The sequence below is a fragment of the Yersinia sp. 2542 StPb PI genome, assembly GCF_048593855.1.
GTDB classification, from domain to species: Bacteria; Pseudomonadota; Gammaproteobacteria; order Enterobacterales; family Enterobacteriaceae; genus Yersinia; species Yersinia enterocolitica_E.
In genome coordinates, this window is the sequence record NZ_JAZGQA010000014.1 from 1 (window position 1) to 20,623 (window position 20,623).

The window sequence follows — 20,623 nt, forward strand, 5'->3', positions numbered from 1 at the left end:
GCCATTCTGTTGGGGACCTAACCTTGACGCATATTGTTGATGTAATTAGGAATAATATTAGGGAAATTGATGTTTTAGGCCGTTGGGGCGGCGATGAGTTTATGATTGTGTTACCTAACACGCAATTAAATGAGGCTAAATGTATCGCCGAGAAAATCAGGCAACGTATCGAAACCATGCCCGTGGAAGGGAGTATCAATGTGACAATGAGTTTAGGTGTGGTGGAGCTGGGGCAAAATGAAGCACAGGAACAACTATTAATTCGCGCAGATAAAATGCTCTATAACTCAAAAGCGGCGGGCCGGAATATTATTAGCGGTTGATATTCTTCGAACGTAATGGCGCATTGATGTAGCAGCCTTTATTACCCGGCCTATTGCTGAGCCTTGCAAGGGAGGCCGGAGTAAGCGGTGTTAAGCTCTGCTGCCATTGGGACATGGGGCATAATCACTATTAGTATTTCAGTGCATATTCTGCGGCCGCACAGGCATGTATTGCGGTGGTATCAAATACCGGCACGCTCGCGTCTTGTGCGTTAACCAACAATGTTATTTCAGTGCAACCAAAGATAATCCCTTGTACGCCTTGCTGCTCTAATTTGCCCATAATGCGGCGATATTCCTGACGGGAAGTTTCACTGATAACGCCCAGACACAGCTCTTCATAAATAATACGGTTAACAATCTCGCGATCGATACTATCGGGGGTAATCACCTCAATACCGTGTTTTTGCGTCAATCGTCCCCGATAAAAATCTTGTTCCATGGTGTAGCGGGTACCCAATAAGCCAATTTTATTGATCCCTTGCTGCTTAATTTGTGCGGCAGTGGCATCGGCGATATGCAATAACGGTAATCCGCTGGCCGCTTCAATGTCATCAGCCACTTTGTGCATAGTATTGGTGCATACCACGATGACGTCAGCCCCGGCCTTTTTTAATGAAACGGCGGCATCAGACAGCAACTGTGCTGCGGTTTCCCAGTCACCCTTGGCCTGAAGTTGTTCAATCTCATGGAAGTCGACACTGTAGAGAATGATTTTGGCACTGTGTAAACCGCCAAGTTGTTCTTTAACCTGCTGGTTAATCATCCGGTAATAAGGGATGGTTGACTCCCAACTCATTCCGCCAATAAGACCCAAAATTTTCATTAGTTTATTCCTATGCAAACATCAGCACTGAGTATGGATAAGAGTTTAACGATGCGGAAACACCCGGATACGTTGTAACGAAGCAATTAGCGGAACTGTGACAAGACTCCGACTATAGCTGTTATCTCTGTCTATCATGTTTGTTGTAACAAATCTGTAGCAATAGAAAAATCTATTTATTCTTCTATCTATTTTTACACTATTACCATCAACAGGATGACGGAGATTAGGATGATAAAAATAAAGACGGCATACACCCTGACACTATTAGCGCTACTCTTGCCAGCGTCAACCCATGTTGTAGCACAGGATAAAAGTGACAACTATAAACTTGAACAAGTGTTGGTGATGAGCCGGCATGGTATACGCGCACCTTTAGTTAATTATGGCGATATGCTTTCCAGTGCGACACCCGATAAATGGCCACAATGGACCACCCTAGGGGGGTATCTGACACCGAAAGGGGCAGAGCTTGAGGCGATGATGGGGGGGTATTTCCGCGAGTGGCTGGTTAATGCCAAATTACTGAAAGCGGCAGGATGCCCGGCAGATACCACCGTATTTACTTATGCTAACAGCTTGCCAAGGACCATTGGTACCGCGCAGCATTTCTTATTCGGCGCTTTCCCTGGTTGTAATGTGCCAGTGGCGCACCAAAAAGATATCGGCAAAATGGATCCGGTTTTTAATCCGATCATCACGCTAGATGTCACACCAGAATTTAAAGAAAAAGCCTTGGCATCGATTAATCAACACGCCGGGCCGGGTGGGGTCGAAGGGCTGAATAAACGTTTACAGCCTAATTACGACTTACTTTCCCGCGTATTGGATTATAAAAAATCACCCGCCTGTTTAACGGATAAGAAATGTGACTGGAGTACCCAGCCAACCAATATTGTATTGGTACAAAATAAAGAGCCAGGCATTACCGGCCCGTTAAAGTTAGGTACCGGTGCATCAGATGCGTTTATGCTGCAATATTACGAGGGTTTTCCGATTAAAGATGTGGCCTGGGGACGGATTCAGTCAGCGGAAGAGTGGCGTAAATTAATCGATATCAAAAATCTCTACCATGAGACGTTATTTGGTTCTCCTGCCATTGCGGATAATGCGGCTGAGAAGTTAGTCGGTTTTATCAGTGCTGCTCTTGATCCCGTCGGTGAGAAAACGCCTAATGAATTAGCGGCGCAGAAAGCTAAATTGGCGGTATTGGTTGGGCATGACTCTAATATTGCATCATTGTTGGCAGCCCTTAAGACTAAAGAGTACCAATTGCCAGACCAATATGAGAAAACGCCAATCAGCGGCAAAGTGGTATTTGAGCGTTGGAAAGATACGAAACAGAATAAAGATATGATGAAGATCGAATATATCTATCTGTCGACTGAGCAAATTCGTAATAAGACGCCGCTGACCCTTCAGGCACCACCAAAACGTGTCACGCTGGAAATTAAGGGCTGTCCTATTGATGCCAACGGGTTCTGTTCAATGGATGATTTCAGAAAAGCGATAAAACACAACACGCAAAGTTAAGTTCACACTACCTCGCCGCAGGGTGCGGCAGCCAGTAGATAATAGGGGCTGGCATAAAATGATAGGCTACGCTAACGTAATCTCTCTTTGTCAGCCCCAGGCCATTTGTAGATTTTCTGATGACATTATTTGCCACGACTCAGCGAGCAGTAAAAACACTATTCAGACCTTTTCTGGAAGATCGTCTATTACATATTCTATTGATTTTGGGGATAGGGTTAACCGTCTTAATGCCGGCCCAAATTATCGCCTTTCCACAGTTTATTGACTGGACCACCATTGTTACTTTATTGGGATTAATGCTACTGACTAAAGGGGTTGAGGTCAGCGGTTACTTCGATTTTATTGGTCGGAAGATTATTAATACACTTCACACCGAGCGGCATTTGGCGCTGTTTTTAGTCTTAGCCGCGGCGCTGTTGTCATCCTTTCTAACCAATGATGTGGCGCTATTTATCATCATTCCACTGATTTTGACGTTGAAAAAAATATCGTCTCTGCCGGTTTCTCGTCTGATCATTTTCTCGGCGCTGGCAGTCAATGCCGGGTCGCTATTAACACCGATCGGCAATCCACAAAATATTCTGTTATGGAGCCGTTCCGAACTCTCCTTTATCGGTTTTACCCGCCAAATGGCACCTTTAGCAGCCATTATTCTGCTGACATTATTAGCGGTAACATGGTGGCGTTTCCCGGCGCGTAAAATAAAGAAACAGGCCTCAAGCCCGATTTATCCTTACCAGTTCCGCCTGTTGCTGAGTTGTTTGGCGCTGTATGTGATTTTTATTATCTGCGTGGATTTGGGCTGGGCAGGCTATGGGCTACTTATCGTTTTTGCCGGTTTATTGCTATTGGCGCGGCGGGTGTTACTGGCCATTGACTGGAGCTTGATTGTGGTCTTTATGGCGATGTTTATTGACGTGCGCCTACTGACGGAATTACCTGCTTTACAATCGCTGTTCGGTGAAATCAAAACATTGTCTACGGCTGCCGCCTATATTTTGGCTATTGGCCTATCGCAATTGATCAGTAATGTCCCCGCCACAATATTGCTGCTTAATTATCTGCCTTCCAGCGCGCTGGTGGCTTATGCGGTCAATATTGGTGGTTTTGGTTTTGCGTTGGGTTCTATGGCTAATTTAATTGCGCTGAGAATGGCGGCAGAGCCGGCCATTTGGTTAAAATTCCATGCTTACTCACTGCCATTTTTGTTGTGGAGTGCTCTGGTTGGCTGGTGGTTATTATGGTAGTCACAGGCGCGGCTCAGCGGGAAATAACCTGAGCCGACATCTGTCATTAGAAGAAGATAGCCAACAAAAAGACCATCACTATAATCAGCGCTACAAATGCCAGTGACGGTTTTTGCAACAATGGCTGTAATGATTGGGGTAAGGCGGCAATTAGCGGGTTAATCACTGGTTGCAGAATTTTTTGGTCTTCTGCTAAACGTTGGGCTGCATTGGCCCGATCCAATCTGGCGGTAAACAGGACATTGATAATGTCGTTCAACTGCGCTTGCGTCAGAGGCGTGGTGGGACTGGCCTGGAAGCGACTCTGGCTGTAATCAATTAATAATTGTTGTTCCTGCGCATCAGCGGGCTGTTTCAACGCGGTTTGCAAGTTAACCAATGTAGGTGCTGTTTGCTGGCTGAGTGCCACTTTGGTCTGTAAAAACTGGCTGAGTATCTGGAAATGGCGCGCAGGTAACGGATCATTACTTTTTACCCCCACCATATCAAACAATGCCTGCCATATTTTGGCCGGTTGCTCGCCGGTTGCGGCACTAAGTTTTGCTACTAGCGATTGAATATTCTGATGCTCCGCAGGCAGTAACGGCCGATCAGTTATTGTTGCCAGTTGTGGCTGTGGAATATTCAGTGTACCGGATTGCAGCAGCACCAGAACTTGTTGTAACTCTGAATGGCTTAACTGACTTAATACAGTATGACCAAAGTGCTGGCGGATAAAATCACTGACCGCCTGCCGGTTATTGCCTTGAGGCAGCAGTTCGGTCAGTTGTTGGCGCAACTGGTGATTGGCATGATTTTCCTGTGCCTGCGCCAGACGGATTTGCAGCAATTGCTCAGCGGGCTGGAAGTGGCGTGCCAGTAAGTCGCTAGTGCTACCCAAGGATAAATCATGACGCAGACCGGCCCAGATCTCGGCAGATTTGATTGGGCTAAGGGCCATGATCCGCACAATTAACTTCTCCAGCGTAGTGCGTTGCGCAGGGGTAAGTGCCTGATCTTCCACTTGGCCCTGATGAGGTATTTTGGTCGGTGCGACATTGCGATCATTGGCAATCGGCACACTTGGGCCGTTCAAAGGTTGCATATAACCGGTCCTTCGCTGTGGAGGCGATACTGTGGAAATTCATAAAGTACCCGGCAATAGATGCAGGCTACCAATATGATACGCGCAAATGTGGGCGACCCATACCGTCAGATTATGTTTTTTTGTTAACTACGTTTGTAATTAAATGTCACTTTGAGTGATTGTTTAAGTTCAGACATTGATAATCTTGATTATGCCGCTAAGATGGGCGCTCGGTCTTGAATGAGACTAATTTATCAATTTTACTGATGAATTATACGGGTCAGGATTAAATACGGATAATGGTTAAACACCAATAATGGTTAAACAACAGCGCGCGGCAAAGTGGTTCCTCTGCCTGGCTTGCCTGGTCATATTAGTTTGTATGACACAACGCATCGCCAGCCTGCACGCGTTGGAAAAAAACCTCCTTCAGACATCATCATCACAGGTTGCTGCCGATGCTGATGAGGCTCCCACCCCTTGTGAGCTAAGTGCCAAATCCCTGTTGGCATCCCCGCCTGTTCTGTTCGAATTAGCGATTTTTTCTCTGGGTTTATTACTCTTGCTATTGGGGCCGGTGATCCCGACCCGCATGAGGTTTCCGCCACCCCGAGTGATATCACCCAGCCGTTTGAGGGTGCATCTGCGATTGTGCATTTTCCGGGAATAGAGATGCTTTTGGCATAACTACGGCACCCCTTTGGGTTGCTGTGATTAATCTATTTCTGGAGAAGAATCATGTTCAATTTAAGCAAGACAGCGTTGTTCTGTCTGTTACTGCTATGGATGCCCACCCTTTGGGCGGCAGACAGCGGCTGGTTGGTCAGCCCACAAAACTCACATGCTAAGGTGCGGATTCGTGCCGAACCTTCAACGAGCGGTGAAACCCGCCTGTTACTTTCCGTTCAACTGGAGAAAGGCTGGAAAACCTATTGGCGCTCACCGGGTGAAGGGGGCATTGCACCGACCATTGCCTGGAGCACAGCTCTTGACGCGGTAAAATGGTACTGGCCTGTACCACAACGGTTTGATGTTTCTGGTATCTCTACTCAGGGCTATCACGAGCAGGCCATGCTGCCGATCGTCATTTCCGCTAAGGCACCCAAAACGCTAAGTGGCATCTTGACCCTATCGACCTGTAGCAATGTCTGCATTTTGACTGACTACCCGTTTAGCATCGATCTTTCCTCGCCGTTAAGTGGCGAAAACCAACAGCAATTCCAACATGATTTTGCCCAGGCGATGGGGCAGGTACCCATTGCCAATGCCCTGACCCAACAGATCCAAGCTGGTTTTGGCCATGGCGAGGTGCAAATTCTGGCGGTGCGTGACGAAGGTTGGCAACAGCCCGAGTTGTTCTTCGATACCTTGGCGGACGTGGATCTCGGTAAACCGCTGGTCAGTGTGCAGGGTAATCAGTTATCGGTACGGGTTCCTGCGACTGATGGTTGGGGGGAGGGCGTGGGGGATCTACGTGGTAAACCCCTGACGATGGTGATTACTGATGCGGGTCTGGCGCAAGAGGCCACGGTGACCATTGGGCAAGCGCTCACTTTACCGCAATCCTCCACTCGTTTTTGGTCTTGGATAGTGATGGCGCTGGCGGGCGGATTTATTCTTAATCTGATGCCTTGTGTGCTTCCGGTCCTTGCCATGAAACTGGGGTCGATTTTGCAGACTGGGCAGCAAACCCGCCGTCAGGTCCGTTGGCAGTTTCTGGCATCGTCTGCTGGGATTGTGACTTCGTTTTGGTTGTTGGCATTACTGATGACCGCCTTGCGCTTAGGTAATCATGCCCTTGGTTGGGGAATTCAGTTCCAAAGCCCTTGGTTTATCGGCTTTATGGTGTTGGTTACCGCACTCTTTACGGCCAACCTGTTCGGCTTGTTCGAAATTAACCTCTCCTCATCGCTCAATAGCCGTATTGCTGCGCCTCGTGTGGAGCAAGCGGGGGCTCGCGGTTTGGCCGGCCACTTTGGACAGGGCGCATTGGCGACGCTACTGGCAACCCCGTGTTCCGCGCCATTTCTGGGGACGGCGGTAGCCTTTGCACTGGCCGCCCCTTTACCGGCGCTGTGGGGCATATTTACCGCCCTGGGGGTTGGCATGAGCCTGCCGTGGTTGGCGGTGGCGCTATGGCCTAGATTGGTGCTGTTGTTGCCCCGTCCAGGTCGTTGGATGAACCGTCTGCGTATCGGAATGGGGGTGCTGATGCTGGCATCAAGTCTGTGGTTACTGAGCCTGATGGTGAGCCATATTGGCTCACCACTGGTGATGGTGATTAGCGGAGTGTTGCTGTTAGCGCTATTACTGGCAATTGGCTGGCGCTATGGCGTGCGTGTTGCCGCAATCGTCAGCTTAATCGGGGTGTTGATTATCGGCGGATTACTGTTGGCGGGTTCGCTGACGGCTAATCTGTGGCGCAAACCGCTACATGACACCATCCCGTGGCAGCCATTAACTGAATCAGCCATTAAGAAAGCCTTGATGGAGCATAAGCGGGTGTTTGTCGATGTCACTGCCGATTGGTGTGTGACCTGTAAAGTTAACAAAATACACGTCCTGATGCGTGACGATGTACAGCAGGCGTTGCAAGCGCCTGACGTGGTGGCGTTACGCGGTGACTGGACGCGACCTTCTGCTGATATTACTGAGTTTTTGCGCCAGCGCGGCAGTGTCGCAATCCCATTTAATCAAATTTATGGGCCACAGCAACCGCAGGGTGTGGTGCTCTCGCCACTGTTGGACCGTGACGTGTTATTAAAAATTTTGGCCGATGCTAAAGGAAATAAAGAATGAAAATTATCATGGTTGTGTTGTTAGCGCTGATCTCGACGTCACTGTGGGCGGCTGCACCCTTTACGCCGGAGCAGGAAGTGCGGATTAAAGCGTTAATCCGTGAAACGCTGGTCGCCAATCCAGACATTCTTGAACAATCTATCAATGCCTTGCAGCAGCAAGCTAATGAAGCGCAAGGGCAGCAAATGGATCAATTTATCGCCGCCAATAAGCAGGCGCTGTTCCAAGACCCTGGCAGCCCACGTTTTGGGGCTGCAACTCCAGCCCTGACATTGGTTTCATTTACCGATTACAACTGCCCATTTTGTAAAACTTTTGATCCGTTGCTGGAAAAGGTAGTGAAGGAGTACCCGCAAGTGGCGGTGGTGATAAAACCGCTACCGTTTAAAGGGGAAAGCTCGGTGACCAGTGCACGGTTGGCGTTGACACTGTGGCAACAACATCCGAATCAATTTCTGCCATTTCATCAGCGCTTGATGGCGAAAAAAGGTTTCCACGATGCTGACAGTATTGCCGCGGCGCAGAAAAAAACCGGTGTTACGCCGGTAGCACCAAGCGAGCAGAGCTTGAATGTGTTGCGTACCAACCTGAAATTAGCGGATCAACTGGGTATCCAAGGCACACCTGCCACCTTGATTGGTAATCAGATAATCCCAGGAGCTATTTCCTATGAGCAACTGGAGGAGATAGTGAAGCAGCAACTGGCTAAGGCGGGTAAATGAGTCGCTTGAAGCGGTGGGGTAAAGAGCTGGTTATTCTGCTGGTATTGGTCACGGTGGTCTCTTTGGGGATGGATTGGTTGCGTAGCCCGCAGGTACCTGCTGATTGGGGCGATGTGTCATTACAAACCCTGGAGGGCCAGACTGTCTCGCTAAAGGCGATGAGCCAGGACAAACCGTTGCTCATCTATTTTTGGGCAACATGGTGCGGCGTGTGTAAATTCACCAGTCCCAGTGTCAATCAATTGGTGCAGGAGGGCGAGAATGTGATGACAGTGGCGCTACGCTCTGGTGAAGCACCACAGCTTGAGCGCTGGCTGACCAAAAAAGGCTACCGGTTACCGGTGATAAATGACCCACGCGGCGAGTTGTCAGCGCAGTGGCAAGTCAGTGTTACACCGACGTTAGTGATCCTTTATCAAGGCAAGATGGTACAAAATACCAGCGGATGGAGCAGCTATTGGGGGATGAAACTGCGTTTATGGCTGGCCTCGTTCTGAGGTAACGCTGTTTAGCCAACGCCACAGTGAAACGCACGCCAAACGTTGGACTCAGTCTGACTTTTGGTGGTGCGTTTTTTTGATTAATATTATGCCTGGCACTGACTAATCGCCGCACTTAATCTGGCTATTCCTTGGCTAATCAGCTCGGGCGAATTAGCGGCAAAATTCAAACGTAGGGTGAACTCTCCATCTGACTCTTCGCGGTAAAACCCGCCACCTTTAGCGAAAGTGACCCCCGCCTGCCACGCCAGCGGCATTAATTGAGTCATTGGCACGTTTGCTGGCAATTGTAGCCAGATAAATAATCCCCCATCAGGAACTTCAAACTGGCAGCCGAGCGGCAGTGTCTGCTGGAGGGCATCGACCATGGCATCACGGTGCTGGCGGTACAAACGGCAAGCCCGACGAAGTTGTTTGTCATAGCGCCCGACTGTGACAAATGCATCCAACGCCCGTTGGATCAGGTTCGAGCTGGTAAAACTGTCAACATGCTTTAAGCGCGCCAGTTGGATGTAATGGGGCGCGTCTGCCACCAGATAACCAATGCGCATGCTGGGCAGTAACATTTTGGAAAAAGTACTGACATAGATAACTTCACCCGCGGCTGCCAGTGAGCGCAGCGAAGGCAGCTTTTTGCCGCTGTAACGCAAGTCACCCACATAATCATCTTCAAGTATCGGCACCCCAGCAGTTCTGGCTATTTGCACTAACTGATGGCGGCGCTCTTCACTCATACAGCGTCCGGTGGGGTTATTAAAGTTGGGAATGCAATAGATAAGTTTCGGTTGATGCCTGGCTAACAGCGCAGGCAGGGTCGCCAGATTCATGCCTTGTTGGTCGCTGGGCAGAGCAATAATATTCACTTTATGCAGGCGGAACAGGGCTAATGCTTCGGCATAAGTGGGTTCTTCTACCAGCACACTATCACCTGGGGCCAGCAGTGATTGACTGATCAGACTGATGGCGTGTTGCGAACCATTGGTTATCAACAGTTGCTCTGGCCGTGTTGGGATACCTTGTGCGGATAGAATGCGGCTGAGTGTATCGCGCAATGGATAATAGCCACAGTAATCGCCGTAACTGAATGCTTCTTCAGCATGGCGGCGCAGAATTGAATGCAAGATTTGGCGGAATTCATCCAATGGGAAAATTTTGGGGCTACCGATGCCAGCAGCAAAATTGATGGTATCTGGCGGTAAGGGGATATCGGCATACCCGTCCAGCCTTGAGGTGACAGTGGTAAAACGATCCAGTGGGAACTCACCATGTAGCCGTGGATGCGGATGGCTTGGCGGCGGCGAGAGGTGACAGACATAGGCACCGCTGCCGCGACGTTGTTGTAATAACCCCTTCGCCGCCAGCTCGGCATAAGCATTATCCACTGTGAGGCGGCTCACTGATAATTCTGCTGCCAAGGTGCGGGTTGAGGGCAGTTTGTCGCCATCAGCAAACACCCCACTGAGAATAGCACGGCGCAATGCCTCTTCGATTTGTAGATACAGTGGAATGTCTTGCTGGCGATCTAACGGAATATGCATGTCTCACCGACCAAAAGTGGCTCACTGTGGATAATATATTGTCACTATACTCAAGGTTAACAAGGCTTCAAGAGGAAAAAAGTGGCCTGTATCAATCAGTGGGAAAGTGGCTCTGGTGGCCGAGAACATGGGGGGTACAATCGCTATCTGATTAATATCCTGAAAGTAGTTATGAGGTTGTTATGGCGATTCCGGCAGATTTATTCCCATCAGCATTTGGCTCTATCGGGGCGGGCAACGGCGGGTTTAGTGGCAAACGACAAGGCTATCTGCTGGCGATCATTAGTGCCATGTTGTTGGGTTTTACCGGCATCATAATTCGCATCCTCACGGCGCATTATCATCTACCCACTTCGGTATTGGCTTTCTGGCGGGCAGCACTGGTCGCCATGGTGTTATTACCTATTTTACTTCTGACCAAACCGGAATGGGCCAAATTACGCGGGTGCCAGCTAAAGTTCTATACGGCGTATGGCTTATTGCTGGCGGTCTTTAATGGGCTGTGGACTGAATCTGTCGCTTTAAACGGTGCGTCGATCTCCACCATTCTGGTCTATTGCTCAATCGGTTTTACCGTGTTTCTCGGCTGGGTTTTCTATAACGAATATATGGGCTGGCGTGAATTACTGGTTATTATTATCAGCCTGTTGGGTTGTTTCTTAGTCAGCGATGGCCTGAATATTACTGCATCAGACTTTAATTTTGTTGGCTTATTTATCGGATTGGCCTCCGGTATTGGTTACAGCTTTTATACTCTGGCTGGGCGCATTGCGACTGAACGCCGTTATCCGGTCTGGAACACTATTCTTTACGTCTTTGGTTTCTCCGCCATCTACCAACTGATATTTAATCAGTTATTGCTGTGGTTTCCATTGCCTGGGTTACAGCCAATGGTGGGTGATCTATTTTTCTTATCCCATGGAGCTAATGGCATTCAATGGTCTGGTTGGGGGCTATTGTTAATTTTAGCCGCCGGTCCAACGTTACTAGGGTTTGGCCTGTTTAATCTCAGTTTGAAAACACTCTCTTTGGCGGTGGCCAGCCTACTATTAACGCTGGAACTGGTCTTCACTGCGGTGATTGCATATTTCTTGTTGGGTGAAACACTCTCTCCCTCCCAATTGTTGGGCAGCGCGCTGGTATTACTGGGGGTGTTGATGTTGCATCGTAAAGATAAAGCTCAAGCAGCAATGGTGGCGGTTAGCGCGGAATAAAAAAAGGGCAGGGGGTAGCCGCGCAGAATATACGCCGCTACCTTATTTTTACTGCGCCGCCGCTCTTCGCAATGGGGTGCGCAGGCGCTGAGCTAATATCACCCCAGCCAGCGTGATACCCCCGCCAATCAGGTGATAGCTGTGTAATTGCTCATGAAGGAAGGCCACGGCAATAATGGCGGTAAATACCGGTGTCAGATTCATAAATATCGACGCAGTATTTGCCCCTAACCGCATCACACCGTGGATCCACAAATAAGGCGCAATAATTGAGGCTGGGATCCCAGCAAATAGCACCAATGGAATATTCTGCGCCGTCAATTGCACATCTGAGGCCATCAGGAAATTAGGCAATAACAGCACCACGCCGAAAACGATCTGCATATAAAGGGACTGCCAGTTGGGTAATTGAATCGCCCAGCGTTTGGTTAATACGCCATACAGCGCATAGGATGCCGATGCGCCGAACATCATCAATTCGCCTTTGCCGATACCATGTTGCAACAGTTGTGCCGGGTTACCTGCACTAACCAACCACACTAGCCCCCCTAATGACAGCACGCTACCTAATGCAATGCCTACCGTGGGGGCGACACGTAACACCACAATGCTAATAAGCACAGTCAGTAAGGGAATTAACGAACTGAGAATCCCCATAAACAGGGCGCTAACACTGTGAGCCGCGTAGTACGCCAGGCTTTGGTACAGCACCATACCCAGCATCCCCAATATCATCAATTTCCACCAATAAACGCGGATTGCCCGCCAATTGCGGATAACACCCAGCAGCAAGAATGGGGTTAACGTTAGCAACGCCAGCACCCAGCGATAAAACGAGATGGCGGCGGGATCAATTGCGGTGGCAGAGACCTTACTGACCACGGCATTGATGGACCAGATGATCACCGCGAACAGGGGGAATAACATATTCATGATAATAATTCTCATCTAAATAACATGTGACGTAGTCTACAGTTGTCTGATTTATTCTATATACTGAAAATCAGACAATAACTGCTGCGATTAGGACAATCTCGGCAGGAATCATTTTTTACAGGAGACAGTTCACGATGGCAGAACCCTCTTTCCCGGTGGTTGCCACGACCGTGCCACTGAGCCTTTCCTTTCGCTGTGAGGCCTTTAATGCCAATACTGAGTTTTTGCCGCATACCCATCCTTACGGGCAGTTGATCTGCGTAAAGTCAGGTGTGGTAGCGATGAGTATCGGCGGGCAGCGTTTTCTGGCCCCCCCTGAATTCAGTGTCTGGATACCGGCCGGCATGGAGCACTCCAGCCATAACCGTAAGCCGATGCAATTTCGTGCCATTGATATTGCACCTACGCTGTGTGATGAGTTACCGCTATCAGCTTGCCTGATTAATGTCAGTCCAATCTTTAATACCATTGTGGAAGATTGCTTCTCCCGTGGTTTATTGATGCCGGAAAGCGAGCAAGATATGCGCTTAGCCCACGTATTGATTGATCAGCTCAGGTTGTCACCGGTACAGCGCACCTATCTGCCCACCTCACAGGATAAATTACTGTCACCTATTCTGGCGGCGCTAGAGCGCTGCCCGGCGGACAATACCTCGCTGGCGCAGTGGGCTAAGCGGGTCTATACCACCGAGCGGACGTTATCGCGCCGCTGCCAACAAGAACTGGGTATGGCTTTTAGCGAATGGCGGCAGCGGCTGCGTTTTTTACATGCGATCTCATTGTTAGAAAAGGGTAAAACCGTGCAAAGTGTCGCACTGGATGTAGGGTATAGCTCCGCATCAGCTTTTATCGCCATGTTCCAGCAAATTGCAGGGACTACGCCGGAGCGTTTTCGTCGCAGTAATCCCCTTCATCCTTGACGCCGCAGGGGTGTTGGCTACGCTCATGCACCCGAATCACTGACTTGAGTCAGCTCATCGGGGTTTATTCGCTTGCCGCCTACCTGCAACGCCAATGATTTTGGGGATCATCTTCATCCTTGACGCCGCAGGGGTGTTGGCTACGCTCATGCACCCGAATCACTGACTTGAGTCAGCTCATCGGGATTTATTCGCTTGCCGCCTACCTGCAACGCCAATGATTTTGGGGATCGTCTTCATCCTTGACGCCACAGGGGTGTTGGCTACGCTCACGCACCCGAATCACTGACTTGAGTCAGCTCATCGGGGTTTATTTGCTTGCCGCCTACCTGCAACGCCAATGATTTTGGGGATCGTCTTCATCCTGAAGCTGTAGGGGGTTGGCTGCAACTCCAACTTCTTTGGGTATATACTAAGTCCCTGCTTTTCATCTATAGGGCAGTAAGCTGCCGGAGAATAAAGTGAAAATCCTGGTTGATGAGAATATGCCGTACGCAGATGTGCTATTTCGGCGTTTAGGTGAGGTACAGGCAGTGCCGGGGCGGCCAATCCCCCGTGAAGCACTGGTTGGTGCAGATGCGCTGATGGTGCGCTCGGTCACCAAAGTGAATGAGGCGTTGCTGCAAGGCACGTCAATTGGCTTTGTGGGAACGGCAACCGCCGGTACCGACCATGTCGACGATAACTGGCTACAGCAACAGGGAATCGGTTTCTCCGCAGCTCCCGGTTGTAATGCCATTGCGGTTGTGGAATATGTTTTTTCCGCACTGATGATGATGGCCGAACGTGATGGTTTCCAATTGCGTGACAAAACCGTCGGTATTATTGGGGTGGGGAATGTCGGGGCCAGATTGAATACCAGGCTACAAGCCCTTGGTGTGCGGACTTTGCTGTGCGATCCACCACGAGCAGACAGAGGTGATAACGACACTTTCTGGCCGCTGGAAAAACTGGTGCGAGAGGCAGATGTTCTCACTTTCCATACGCCGTTGAATAAAACCGGCCCTTATCAAAGCCTGCACATGGCGGATGATGAATTACTGGCAGCCTTGCCGGATGGCCGTATTCTGATTAATGCCTGCCGCGGAGCCGTGGTGGATAATGCCGCGCTGCTTGGTGCGTTGGAAAAAGGTAAAAAACTCAGCGTGGTTCTGGATGTATGGGAACCGGAACCGGAATTATCTTTGCCGCTGTTAGGGCGGATTGATATCGGGACGCCACATATCGCCGGCTATACGCTGGAGGGTAAAGCTCGTGGTACCACACAAGTGTTTGAAGCTTTTAGTCAACATCTGGGGCAGCCGCAGTCGGTAGAGCTAGCTTCTTTGTTGCCTCAACCGGAGTTTAGCCACTTGAGACTTAACGGTGCGTTGGATGAAGGCAAATTAAAACGATTGATGCACTTGGTGTATGATGTGCGCCGCGATGATGCGCCACTGCGCCATGTGGCCGGTATCCCCGGTGAGTTTGATCGGCTGCGTAAGCACTATCAGGAACGCCGTGAGTGGTCATCACTCTGCGTGCAGTGCGATGATGCTGCCAGTGCTGAACTGTTGCAGAAATTAGGCTTTAGTACACAGTTATTATAAACGCGGTATAAACGTTAATTTATTGATTGTCAGGCGGTTTTTTTACCGCCTTTCTCTTTCAATCGATCTTAGTATCTGAATGAACCCTTGTAATTTAATGAACGTTAGTGGAGAAAACCAACATGTCTGACGGCTGGAATATTGCTCTGTTAGGAGCAACGGGCGCAGTAGGTGAAGCTTTGCTGGAGCTGTTAAATGAGCGCCAGTTCCCGGTTGGTGAATTGTATCCGCTGGCCAGCGAACGCAGCGCCGGTGCTTCTGTGCGCTTTAATGGTAAAAGTTTACTGGTTGAAAATGTTGCTGAATTTGACTGGTCTCAGGCGCAGTTAGCTTTCTTTGTTGCCGGGCGCGAAGCCTCACAACTCTATGCGGAAGAAGCAGCGAATGCCGGTTGCCTGGTTATCGACAGCAGTGGCCTGTTCGCGATGGAACTGGATGTACCGCTGGTGGTGCCAAGTGTGAATCCTCAGGTGCTGGCAGAATATCGCAATCGCAATATTGTGGCGGTAGCTGATAGCCTGACCAGCCAGTTGCTGACTGCGATTAAACCACTGACGGAACAGGCTGGCTTGTCCCGCGTGCATGTCACTGCATTGATTTCAGCCTCCGCCCATGGCAAGGCCGCTGTGGACGATCTGGCCGGTCAAAGCGCCAAGCTGTTAAATGGTATTCCTGCTGAGCCAGGTGTTTTCGCTAAGCAATTGGCATTTAACGTGTTGCCGCTGCTGGCGGATGAAGAGGGCAGTGTGCGCGAAGAGCGCCGCTTGGTGGAGCAGGTGCGTAAAGTCTTACAAGATGATGGCTTGCCTATCTCGGTGAGTTGCATTCAATCACCGGTATTTTACGGTCAGGCACAAGTGGTTCATCTGGAAGCCTTGCGCCCGATCTCCGCGGAGGACGCTCGCAGTGAGCTGGAAAATTGCGACGATATCCAGTTATCAGAAGAAGATGATTACCCAACACAAGTCACTGATGCCTCTGGCAGTGATGTTTTGAGTATTGGTTGTATCCGCAATGACTATGGCATTCCCGAAGTGTTGCAGTTCTGGTCAGTGGCCGACAACATTCGTTTTGGTGGCGCATTGATGGCAATTGAAACGGCGGAGCGCCTGTTGCAGGAGCAACTGTACTGATGTCCGAACTTGAGTTGACTCAGCCACAAGAGATAGTGGCTGAAACGGCCGGTATAAAAATTGCGCTGGGTATTGAATATAACGGCAGCCGTTATTTCGGCTGGCAACGGCAGTTGGAGGTTGCCAGTGTGCAGGCTTGCCTGGAGGCTGCCTTGTCAAAAGTTGCCGATGAATCCATTGGCGTATTTTGTGCTGGGCGCACTGATGCTGGCGTACATGCCACCGGGCAGGTGGTGCATTTTGTCACCTCGGCGGTGCGTAAAGATGCCGCCTGGACGATGGGGGTCAATAGCCATTTACCGCCTGATATCGCCGTGCGCTGGATAAAAACAGTGGATGACGATTTTCACGCCCGTTTCAGCGCTACTGCCCGCCGTTATCGCTATATCATCTTTAACCATCGCTATCGTCCAGCGGTGTTGGCGCAAGGGGTAACTCATTGCTACCTGCCGCTGGATGCTGAAAAAATGGAACGAGCGGCGCAATGTTTACTCGGCGAGAATGATTTTACCTCGTTTCGTGCGATACAGTGCCAGTCGCGTACCCCATGGCGAAATGTAAAACATGTCAAAGTTACCCGACATGGCGCGTATATCGTGGTAGATATCAAGGCCAACGCTTTTGTTCATCATATGGTACGTAATATTGTTGGTAGCTTGATTGAGATTGGCGCTGGTAATCAGGATGTCAACTGGATGGCCCAGTTGCTGGCACTGAAAGACCGATCACGTGCTGCGGCAACAGCGAAAGCCGAAGGGTTGTATTTAGTCGCGGTTGATTACCCCGAACGCTTTGCGCTACCAACAGCGCCAATGGGACCCCTTTTTTTGGCAGACGACTGATTTCTCTACATTGATGAGTGAGGTCGCCTTGGGCTAAGGAATACCTAAGGAAGTTCAGCTAATCTCACTCACTCAAAGCACAAGTATGTTTACCATTTGAGAGTATTTATGGAATTTATACGTTTCGTTATTGATTTTATTTTGCATATTGATGTCCATCTGGCGGAGCTGGTGGCGCAGTATGGGGTTTGGGTTTACGCCATTTTATTCCTGATCTTATTCTGTGAAACCGGTCTGGTGGTGACGCCGTTCCTGCCAGGGGATTCTTTGCTGTTTGTGGCCGGTGCGTTGGCAGCATTACCGTCCAATGATATCAATGTGCACATTATGGTGGCACTGATGGTTACCGCCGCTATTTTGGGCGATGCTATTAACTACACCATTGGGCGGGTGTTCGGAGAGAAACTATTCAGTAACCCGGACTCCAAAATTTTCCGCCGCAGTTATCTGGAAAAAACCCATCAGTTCTACGAAAAACATGGCGGTAAAGCGATTGTTTTGGCACGTTTTGTCCCGATTATCCGCACTTTTGCGCCGTTTGTCGCCGGAATGGGTAAAATGTCTTATCGCCACTTTGCGGCTTATAACGTGATTGGGGCGTTGGTATGGGTGCTGTTATTCACCTATGCTGGTTATCTGTTTGGTAACGTACCTATCGTGCAGAACAATCTGAAATTGCTAATCGTTGCCATTATTGTGGTGTCAATTTTGCCGGGTGTATTTGAGGTATGGCGGCATCGGCGCGCGCAATCACGGCAAAAAAATCAGTAAAAACGTTACCTAAGCCGTGGGTTCGACCAGTTTTTTATCTACACTGTCGAGCCAATATGGTTTAATGAGTGACATTTATGGTCTGTTCCTGCGGACAACCCGAGTTCCTGTGCCTTAGCCACGTTGTAATGGCGTGTATCTCAGGCATTTTTTGTTGGGATGTTTTCAGGGAGATGGTTAAAGCATGAACAGCGGACTGGCAACAGCCAGGTTCAAACAGAAAGGTCATCGATGAGCTGGATTGAACGAATTCTTAACAAAAGCAATATTACACAAACCCGTAAAGCGAGTATTCCTGAAGGGGTGTGGACGAAATGTGACAGTTGCGGTCAGGTGCTTTACCGTGCCGAGTTAGAGCGTAATCTGGAAGTTTGTCCTAAGTGTGATCACCACATGCGTATGACAGCCCGTGCACGGTTACATATGCTACTGGATGCGGGCAGTGAAGTTGAATTGGGTAGCGAACTGGAGCCGAAGGATATCCTGAAATTTAAGGATTCCAAAAAGTATAAAGATCGCATTTCTGCCGCACAAAAAGATACCGGCGAAAAAGACGCTTTGGTTGCCATGAAAGGGACCTTACAAGGGATGCCGATCGTTGCCGCTTCATTTGAATTTGCCTTTATGGGTGGATCAATGGCGTCAGTAGTGGGTGCCCGTTTTGTGCGTGCAGTTGAGCAGGCGCTGGAAGATAATTGCCCGTTGGTGTGCTTCTCCTCCAGTGGTGGTGCTCGTATGCAGGAAGCATTGATGTCACTGATGCAGATGGCAAAAACCAGTGCTGCTCTGGCTAAAATGCAAGAGCGTGGCTTGCCGTACATTTCTGTGCTGACGGACCCTACCATGGGTGGCGTCTCCGCCAGTCTGGCAATGTTGGGTGATATCAATATCGCAGAACCAAAAGCCTTAATCGGTTTTGCTGGTCCACGGGTTATTGAGCAAACCGTTCGGGAAAAACTGCCGCCGGGCTTCCAGCGCAGTGAGTTCTTGATTGAAAAAGGCGCTATCGACATGATCGTTCGCCGCCCGGTGATGCGTCAGACAATTGCCAGCATCTTGTCTAAATTAACGCATCAGCCACAACCTGATGTGGCTGAGAACAAAGCTGATACAGTCCAGGCGGATAATCAGGCTGAAGCCTGATTATCCCCACGGGCATCACCCTGATAAGGTGATGCCCGGTGGTTGTGCATGGTCGCAACTTAAGCTTTGCTGCTTTCAATAAGAAAAGATATACCCAAAGTAATTGGAGCCGCAGGTAGGCAGCAAGCGAATAAATCCCGAATCACTGACTTAAGTCAGTGATTCGGGTGAATGAACGCAGCTAACAACCCTGCGGCTTCAAGTACGAAGGATATAAAGGCCAGTGACGGGACTTATGAAAAACCATCAAACTCCCCAAGCCACGTCGCCTTTGGCCGCGTGGCTTTACTATCTTGAACGTTTGCACTCTCAACCCATCGAGTTGGGTCTGGAACGTGTTAAACAGGTTGCTGAGCGTTTGGATCTGCTTAACCCTGCCCCAAAAGTCTTCACCGTTGCCGGTACTAATGGCAAAGGCACCACCTGTTGTACCCTGGAATCAATTTTACTTGCAGCGGGTCTGCGGGTCGGGGTTTACAGCTCACCTCACCTTTTGCGTTACACCGAGCGAGTCCGTATTCAGGGGCAAGAACTGTCTGAGGCTGAACACAGCCACTCTTTTGCTCAAATTGAAGCCGGGCGTGCGGGTATCTCACTGACTTACTTCGAATTTGGCACCTTATCTGCGCTGCAATTATTTAAGCAGGCTAAGCTTGATGTAGTGATTCTGGAAGTGGGGCTGGGTGGACGTTTGGATGCGACCAATATAGTCGATTCTGATGTTGCGGCTATCACCAGTATTGCCATAGACCATACTGACTGGTTGGGCTTCGATCGAGAAAGCATTGGCCGCGAGAAGGCCGGTGTTTTCCGTGCGGGGAAACCTGCCGTGGTTGGCGAACCGGATATGCCGCAGTCGATTGCCGATGTTGCGGCGCAATTGGGGGCGCCGCTGTATCGCCGTGATGACGCATGGCGGTTTAGCCAACAACAGCCAGGTGAACAACAAGAAAATAGCTGGGATTGGCAGTGTGGCAACCATCATTGGACCCATCTACCCTTACCCAATGTACCCTTGGCGAATGCGGCGACAGCTCTGGCAGTATTGCACTATTCCGGCCTGCCTTTAAGCGATGAGGTTATTCGCCAGGGTTTGTTGGCTGCCAGTTTGCCGGGGCGTTTTCAGGTTGTCAGTGAGCAACCACTGCTGATTTTGGATGTAGCCCATAACCCGCATGCAGCACGTTATCTCACCGACAGGCTGGCTCGATTGCCGAAACACGGTAAAGTACGGGCTGTGGTAGGTATGCTATCAGATAAAGATATCGGCGGGACGCTGGCCTGTTTATCTGAACAAGTCGATGAATGGTACTGCGCGCCGCTTGAAGGGCCGCGTGGGGCGACGGCGGAGCAATTAGCCGAGCATTTGGTGTTATCACGCCAGTTTAGCGATGTAGAAACGGCCTGGCGTCAGGCTATGTTGGATGCAAAACCACAGGATGTGGTTATTGTCTGTGGTTCTTTCCATACTGTCGCTCATGTGATGGCTGTATTGGATTTGTGACAGCCTGAATTTGT

At 49.7% G+C, this 20,623-nt stretch carries 19 protein-coding genes; 15 read left to right on the plus strand and 4 right to left on the minus strand.

The genetic code is table 11. The features are described from left to right. Positions 1-323: GGDEF domain-containing protein (locus V1952_RS03555; RefSeq protein WP_420074322.1), on the plus strand; the 323-nt coding region annotated here is incomplete at its 5' end. Between the two features lie 130 nt (positions 324-453). On the opposite strand, the gene V1952_RS03560 is transcribed toward V1952_RS03555, so the two are convergent. Further along, positions 454-1,149, minus strand: coding sequence for an aspartate/glutamate racemase family protein (locus V1952_RS03560; protein WP_372559502.1), 696 nt, complete (start codon positions 1,147-1,149; stop codon positions 454-456). 231 nt (positions 1,150-1,380) lie between these two features. On the opposite strand from V1952_RS03560, the gene agp reads away from it, so the two are divergent. Together agp and V1952_RS03570 are read left to right on the plus strand one after the other, a co-directional pair. Further along, positions 1,381-2,682, plus strand: a complete 1,302-nt coding sequence (agp, locus tag V1952_RS03565) for a bifunctional glucose-1-phosphatase/inositol phosphatase (protein ID WP_420074323.1) — start codon at positions 1,381-1,383, stop codon at positions 2,680-2,682. A gap of 119 nt (positions 2,683-2,801) precedes the next feature. Beyond that, positions 2,802-3,932, plus strand: a complete 1,131-nt coding sequence (locus V1952_RS03570; protein WP_420074324.1) for an SLC13 family permease — start codon at positions 2,802-2,804, stop codon at positions 3,930-3,932. A 46-nt stretch (positions 3,933-3,978) separates the two neighbouring features. Here V1952_RS03570 and flk read toward each other — a convergent pair whose 3' ends face one another. Then, positions 3,979-5,016, minus strand: a complete 1,038-nt coding sequence (gene flk / locus V1952_RS03575) for a flagella biosynthesis regulator Flk (RefSeq protein WP_372559499.1) — start codon at positions 5,014-5,016, stop codon at positions 3,979-3,981. 298 nt (positions 5,017-5,314) lie between these two features. Here flk and V1952_RS03580 point away from each other — a divergent pair, with 298 nt between their 5' ends. The 4 genes from V1952_RS03580 (at position 5,315) to V1952_RS03595 (ending at position 9,016) form a co-directional block, all read left to right on the plus strand. Next, complete coding sequence (locus V1952_RS03580; RefSeq protein ID WP_372559498.1) at positions 5,315-5,668, plus strand: copper resistance protein; 354 nt, start codon at positions 5,315-5,317, stop codon at positions 5,666-5,668. 68 nt (positions 5,669-5,736) lie between these two features. Further along, a complete protein-coding gene (locus V1952_RS03585) occupies positions 5,737-7,797 on the plus strand; it encodes a protein-disulfide reductase DsbD family protein (RefSeq protein ID WP_372559497.1) in 2,061 nt (686 codons plus the stop codon). After that, positions 7,794-8,519, plus strand: coding sequence for a DsbA family protein (locus tag V1952_RS03590; protein ID WP_372559496.1), 726 nt, complete (start codon positions 7,794-7,796; stop codon positions 8,517-8,519). The genes V1952_RS03585 and V1952_RS03590 overlap by 4 nt, the downstream gene beginning before the upstream one ends. Then, a complete protein-coding gene (locus V1952_RS03595; protein WP_372559495.1) occupies positions 8,516-9,016 on the plus strand; it encodes a protein disulfide oxidoreductase in 501 nt (166 codons plus the stop codon). Before V1952_RS03590 ends, V1952_RS03595 begins: the two co-directional genes overlap by 4 nt. Positions 9,017-9,105: 89 nt before the next feature. Here V1952_RS03595 and V1952_RS03600 read toward each other — a convergent pair whose 3' ends face one another. Next, complete coding sequence (locus V1952_RS03600; RefSeq protein ID WP_420070932.1) at positions 9,106-10,557, minus strand: PLP-dependent aminotransferase family protein; 1,452 nt, start codon at positions 10,555-10,557, stop codon at positions 9,106-9,108. A gap of 182 nt (positions 10,558-10,739) precedes the next feature. Here V1952_RS03600 and V1952_RS03605 point away from each other — a divergent pair, with 182 nt between their 5' ends. Next, positions 10,740-11,771, plus strand: a complete 1,032-nt coding sequence (locus V1952_RS03605) for a DMT family transporter (protein WP_372559494.1) — start codon at positions 10,740-10,742, stop codon at positions 11,769-11,771. A 48-nt stretch (positions 11,772-11,819) separates the two neighbouring features. On the opposite strand, the gene V1952_RS03610 is transcribed toward V1952_RS03605, so the two are convergent. Continuing rightward, complete coding sequence (locus V1952_RS03610; RefSeq protein WP_372559493.1) at positions 11,820-12,704, minus strand: DMT family transporter; 885 nt, start codon at positions 12,702-12,704, stop codon at positions 11,820-11,822. Positions 12,705-12,841: 137 nt separating this feature from the next. On the opposite strand from V1952_RS03610, the gene V1952_RS03615 reads away from it, so the two are divergent. The 7 genes from V1952_RS03615 to folC all read left to right on the plus strand — a co-directional run bounded on the left by V1952_RS03615 (position 12,842) and on the right by folC (position 20,609). Beyond that, positions 12,842-13,627 (plus strand): AraC family transcriptional regulator, encoded by a 786-nt coding sequence (locus V1952_RS03615; RefSeq protein ID WP_372559492.1) that lies wholly within the window; start codon positions 12,842-12,844, stop codon positions 13,625-13,627. Between the two features lie 461 nt (positions 13,628-14,088). Then, positions 14,089-15,216, plus strand: coding sequence for a 4-phosphoerythronate dehydrogenase PdxB (gene pdxB, locus V1952_RS03620; protein ID WP_420070934.1), 1,128 nt, complete (start codon positions 14,089-14,091; stop codon positions 15,214-15,216). 122 nt (positions 15,217-15,338) lie between these two features. Then, a complete protein-coding gene (locus V1952_RS03625) occupies positions 15,339-16,349 on the plus strand; it encodes an aspartate-semialdehyde dehydrogenase (RefSeq protein ID WP_420074325.1) in 1,011 nt (336 codons plus the stop codon). Next, positions 16,349-17,191, plus strand: a complete 843-nt coding sequence (truA, locus tag V1952_RS03630) for a tRNA pseudouridine(38-40) synthase TruA (RefSeq protein WP_372559489.1) — start codon at positions 16,349-16,351, stop codon at positions 17,189-17,191. The genes V1952_RS03625 and truA overlap by 1 nt, the downstream gene beginning before the upstream one ends. Positions 17,192-17,299: 108 nt before the next feature. Next, positions 17,300-17,962: a DedA family protein gene (locus V1952_RS03635; protein ID WP_083158234.1), complete on the plus strand. Its 663-nt coding sequence runs from the start codon at positions 17,300-17,302 to the stop codon at positions 17,960-17,962. Positions 17,963-18,193: 231 nt separating this feature from the next. Next, positions 18,194-19,105 carry an acetyl-CoA carboxylase, carboxyltransferase subunit beta gene (gene accD / locus V1952_RS03640; RefSeq protein WP_420074326.1) on the plus strand — a complete coding sequence of 304 codons (912 nt, stop codon included), beginning with the start codon at positions 18,194-18,196 and terminating at the stop codon, positions 19,103-19,105. A gap of 235 nt (positions 19,106-19,340) precedes the next feature. Then, positions 19,341-20,609 carry a bifunctional tetrahydrofolate synthase/dihydrofolate synthase gene (gene folC / locus V1952_RS03645; RefSeq protein ID WP_372559487.1) on the plus strand — a complete coding sequence of 423 codons (1,269 nt, stop codon included), beginning with the start codon at positions 19,341-19,343 and terminating at the stop codon, positions 20,607-20,609. Positions 20,610-20,623: the final 14 nt, after the last annotated feature.